We start from the raw sequence: 3,644 nt of genomic DNA on the forward strand, positions 1-3,644 counted from the left end.
AACGAACCAGTTTTTATATTTAACTTTATTAAAAACACTTCTTAAAAAAGGCTAACCCAAAGGTCTAAAATCTAGACTTTTGGGTCAGCCCCTTTTTGCATTATAAAATACATATCCGTGATTAAGATGAATATCTAAATCCTTTTAATAACAATCTCCTATCAGTAAGAATATTATCGCTAAATTTTGGCAACATAAGAAAAAAGTATGTCAATGAAAGCGTGTGGAATGATGAATAAAATGACGTATGAAGGTGGCAGAGAAAAGCTATCATTAGTACAGGTGTTAGCAAGGTTTAGAACTTCTTCTGACTTTATTCAATATGAAGCCGAGACTTCACAGGTTAAGTACTGGGTATCTTACTTTAGGACAATGGTTGATATGCAGACTCTTCAAAAAAGTATTATGCCTTTTTTAAAGAGTGAGAATTGGAAAACATTAGATGATTTGCAAAAGGGAATACCAATCGAAATTATCATTATCACTATTGATACAGATGTGATTAAGGAAAAGTTATTAGACGGCTACATTCTTATTTGCTTAACAGAGTATGGATTGCCTGGCTTATTAATTAAAGCAACAATTAATAAAGCGCGTGATGTTTCTTTACCTGAAGTTGAGTTTAGTGTGGTTGGTCCAAAAGAGGCCTTTGTTGAATCAATTGAATCTAATATTAATTTAATCCGAAAACGAATTCCAGATGAAAAACTACGTATTTTTGAATTGAAAGTCGGTGAGCTTTCAAAAACAAAGGTAGCAATTTTATATATAGAGGGAATTGCGAATGAAGAGAATGTTCACACGGTTAAACAAAGGATTAAAAACATTGAATTTGACCAAATTAGTGACAGCTCCTTTATTACGCAAATGATTTCAGATAATCACAATTCTCCTTTTCCTCAGTTATTGGATACGGAACGCCCTGACAGGGTGTCATCGATTTTAGCTGAAGGAAAGGTTGGTGTTATGGTTGATGGATCTCCACATGTATTAATTGGACCCACAACGTTAGTGGAATTTTTTTCAGCATTTGATGACTACTTTTATAACTGGTTAAATGCATCATTTTTTAGACTGATTCGTTTGTTTGCAGTAGCATTTTCTATTTTAGTTACACCTATTTATGTTGCTACCTTAACTTACCATTACGAATTAATTCCAGGTGATTTATTAAATACTCTCATTTCATCCAGACGAGTAGTACCATTGCCGCCGATACTAGAGGCATTGTTTTTAGAATTAACGATCGAGCTTTTGCGTGAAGCTGGAGCACGCCTTCCTACTAAAGTTGGTCAAACAATTGGTATCGTTGGAGGGATTGTTATTGGAACGGCTTCTGTAGAGGCGGGTCTTACAAGTAATATTTTATTAATTATTGTTGCGCTTTCAGCACTTGCGTCTTTTACAACACCAATTTACGCTATGGGCAACACAATCCGTATGCTTCGCTTTCCATTTTTATTATTGGCAGAATGGTTAGGGTTACTGGGATTAATGCTTTGTTTCTGTTTTCTTATGACCCATTTGTTAAGATTAACCTCTTTAGGGAGACCTTTTTTAGAGCCAATCTATCCACCTAGAACAAAAGATATGAAAGACGCGCTAATTAGACTTCCGTTTTCCTTATTGTCAAAACGACCGTCACAATTGAGAACAAATAATCCGATAAGGTTTCCTTCTAAAAAGGCAAAAATGAATAAAGATATTGATGAATGAATGAGGTGAGTGGACAAAATGAAAATAGCAGAGCGTTTTCAAGTATCACATTTTTTAGTATTCTATTTGATCCACTCACTCCAATTTGGTGTAGGAGTATTAGGATTTCAAAGGATTGTAGCAGAAAAATCAGGAAGAGATGCCTGGATCGCCGTTATTATATCAGGATTATTTGTACATATTTCAGTATGGATGATTTTTCGTATTTTAAAAGATTTTGACGGCAACATTATTGATGTTCATAAAGAACTTTTTGGGAAATGGATCGGTGGTGCTCTTAGTACTCTTTTTGGTCTATATTTCTGTTTACTAGCGATAAATGTTTTAAATACTTATATAGAAATTATTGTAGTTTGGATGTTTCCGGATCTCAATTCTTGGTTGTTTACATCAATCTTTTTGTTATTAGTCTACTATGTGATTAGTGGTGGATTTAGAATCGTAACAGGTATATGCTTTTTTGGAGTTGTTTTACCTAGTTATTTAATATTTACATTTTTCTTTCCAATTGAATTCTCAGATTTATCTAATCTAGCCCCACCGCTTAATCATTCTTTCAAAGATATGGCTTCTTCAACTAAGGATATGTCTTTAACAGTATTAGGGTTTGAGGCTTTGTTAGTTTATTATCCATTTATCAAACGACCGGAAAAGTCAAAAAAATGGGCACATCTCGGGGTTGCCTATAGTACATTATTGTTTACTTTAATCATGATGATCTCACTTGCTTATTTTAGTGAGGAACAATTGCAGAAAAATGTGTGGGCTACATTAACAATTTGGAAGATTGTTGAAATGCCTTTTGTGGAACGTTTTGAATATATAGGAATTGCTAACTGGTGTTTAATCATATTGCCTAACGTTTGTTTAACTTTTTGGTGTGCGAGCAGATGTCTTAAGGATACATTTAAATTTAATCAGAGAATTTTGCTTGCACTTGTTTTGCTTTTGGCATTTTTTATCATTCTATTGATTCAAACAAGAGAGAAAATAAGCTTTTTTAATGACTTAGTTTCACAAATAGGCTTTTATATGATGTTTGGATATATACCGATTCTTTTCTTTCTCACAGTATTGATAAAAAAAATAAAGGGGAGAAAAGCGTGAATTGTAGGTTTGTATTCGTATCTTTGCTAATGATGACATTTCTAACAGGATGTATTGAAAAAGAAATTATAGATGATGTAAACCTTATAACAGCTATGGGCATTGATCTTGTTGAAGGAGAAGATAAGATAAAAGGATCGGCTAATATTGATACATACATTAAAGATCAACCCGTTACAGATCATGTTATTGTGGAGGAATCTGAATTGGCGCGTGATGTTGTTTCAAACATGCAAAAACAATCACCAGATCCACTCGTGTTAGGTAAATTACAGATTGTTTTATTTGGGGAAAGTCTTGCCAAACAAGGACTTACAGAAATGGTTGATACGCTTCAGCGTGATGCTTCAATTGGTGAGCGATTATTGTTTGTTATTACAAGAGGTGAGGCAAATGCGATTTTAGAATCAGACTTTTCGACACTCGGTGCAGCAAAATACTTAACTAACTTGGTCTTACATAACAAACTGAATAGAGACTTGCCACGAACGAATCTACATTTGTTTCTTTATCAACATTATTCAAAGGGGCAGGATCCATTCCTTCCGATTATAAAAAAAAATGAGGGGTCCGGTAGTGTTGAAATTGATGGAATAGCGCTTTTGGATGGCAAAAAAATGGTTGGTGAAATTTCAAATGAGAAGTTGTTATTTTTTAAAGTACTAGCAGATCAGTATACAAAAGGCACTTATACAGTCAAAATGCCTGACACAGGTGAATCAGTTGGCGTTAAAAGCATAGCCTCATCACGTGAGCTAAAGGTAATTTCAACAAATCCAATTAAGGTGGAAATAAAAGTTCATAGGTAGTGTCAAAAGATT

At 33.9% G+C, this 3,644-nt stretch carries 3 protein-coding genes; all 3 read left to right on the forward strand.

Annotated elements, in window-relative coordinates:
• The first annotated feature begins 207 nt into the window (after positions 1–207).
• From COD11_RS22115 to COD11_RS22125, 3 genes are read left to right on the forward strand one after another with little or no spacing between them, the layout of a single operon-like run.
• Positions 208–1,716: a spore germination protein gene (locus tag COD11_RS22115; protein ID WP_255301676.1), complete on the forward strand. Its 1,509-nt coding sequence runs from the start codon at positions 208–210 to the stop codon at positions 1,714–1,716.
• 18 nt (positions 1,717–1,734) lie between these two features.
• On the forward strand, positions 1,735–2,823 hold the full coding sequence (locus tag COD11_RS22120; RefSeq protein ID WP_098799072.1) for a GerAB/ArcD/ProY family transporter: 1,089 nt from the start codon (positions 1,735–1,737) through the stop codon (positions 2,821–2,823).
• The gene (locus COD11_RS22125; protein ID WP_098799073.1) at positions 2,820–3,632 is read left to right on the forward strand and encodes a Ger(x)C family spore germination protein; all 813 of its coding nucleotides are present in this window, start codon (positions 2,820–2,822) and stop codon (positions 3,630–3,632) included. The genes COD11_RS22120 and COD11_RS22125 overlap by 4 nt, the downstream gene beginning before the upstream one ends.
• Positions 3,633–3,644: the final 12 nt, after the last annotated feature.

Origin of the sequence: Bacillus sp. AFS040349, from assembly GCF_002577655.1 — a bacterium.
In the GTDB taxonomy this organism is placed as follows: Bacteria; Bacillota; Bacilli; order Bacillales; family Bacillaceae; genus Metabacillus.

Bases quoted from the DNA above. Each gene is read 5' to 3' on its own strand.
- COD11_RS22120 (WP_098799072.1), top strand. From the start codon at position 1,735: ATGAAAATAGCAGAGCGTTTTCAAGTATCACATTTTTTAGTATTCTAT.
- COD11_RS22115 (WP_255301676.1), top strand. From the start codon at position 208: ATGTCAATGAAAGCGTGTGGAATGATGAATAAAATGACGTATGAAGGT.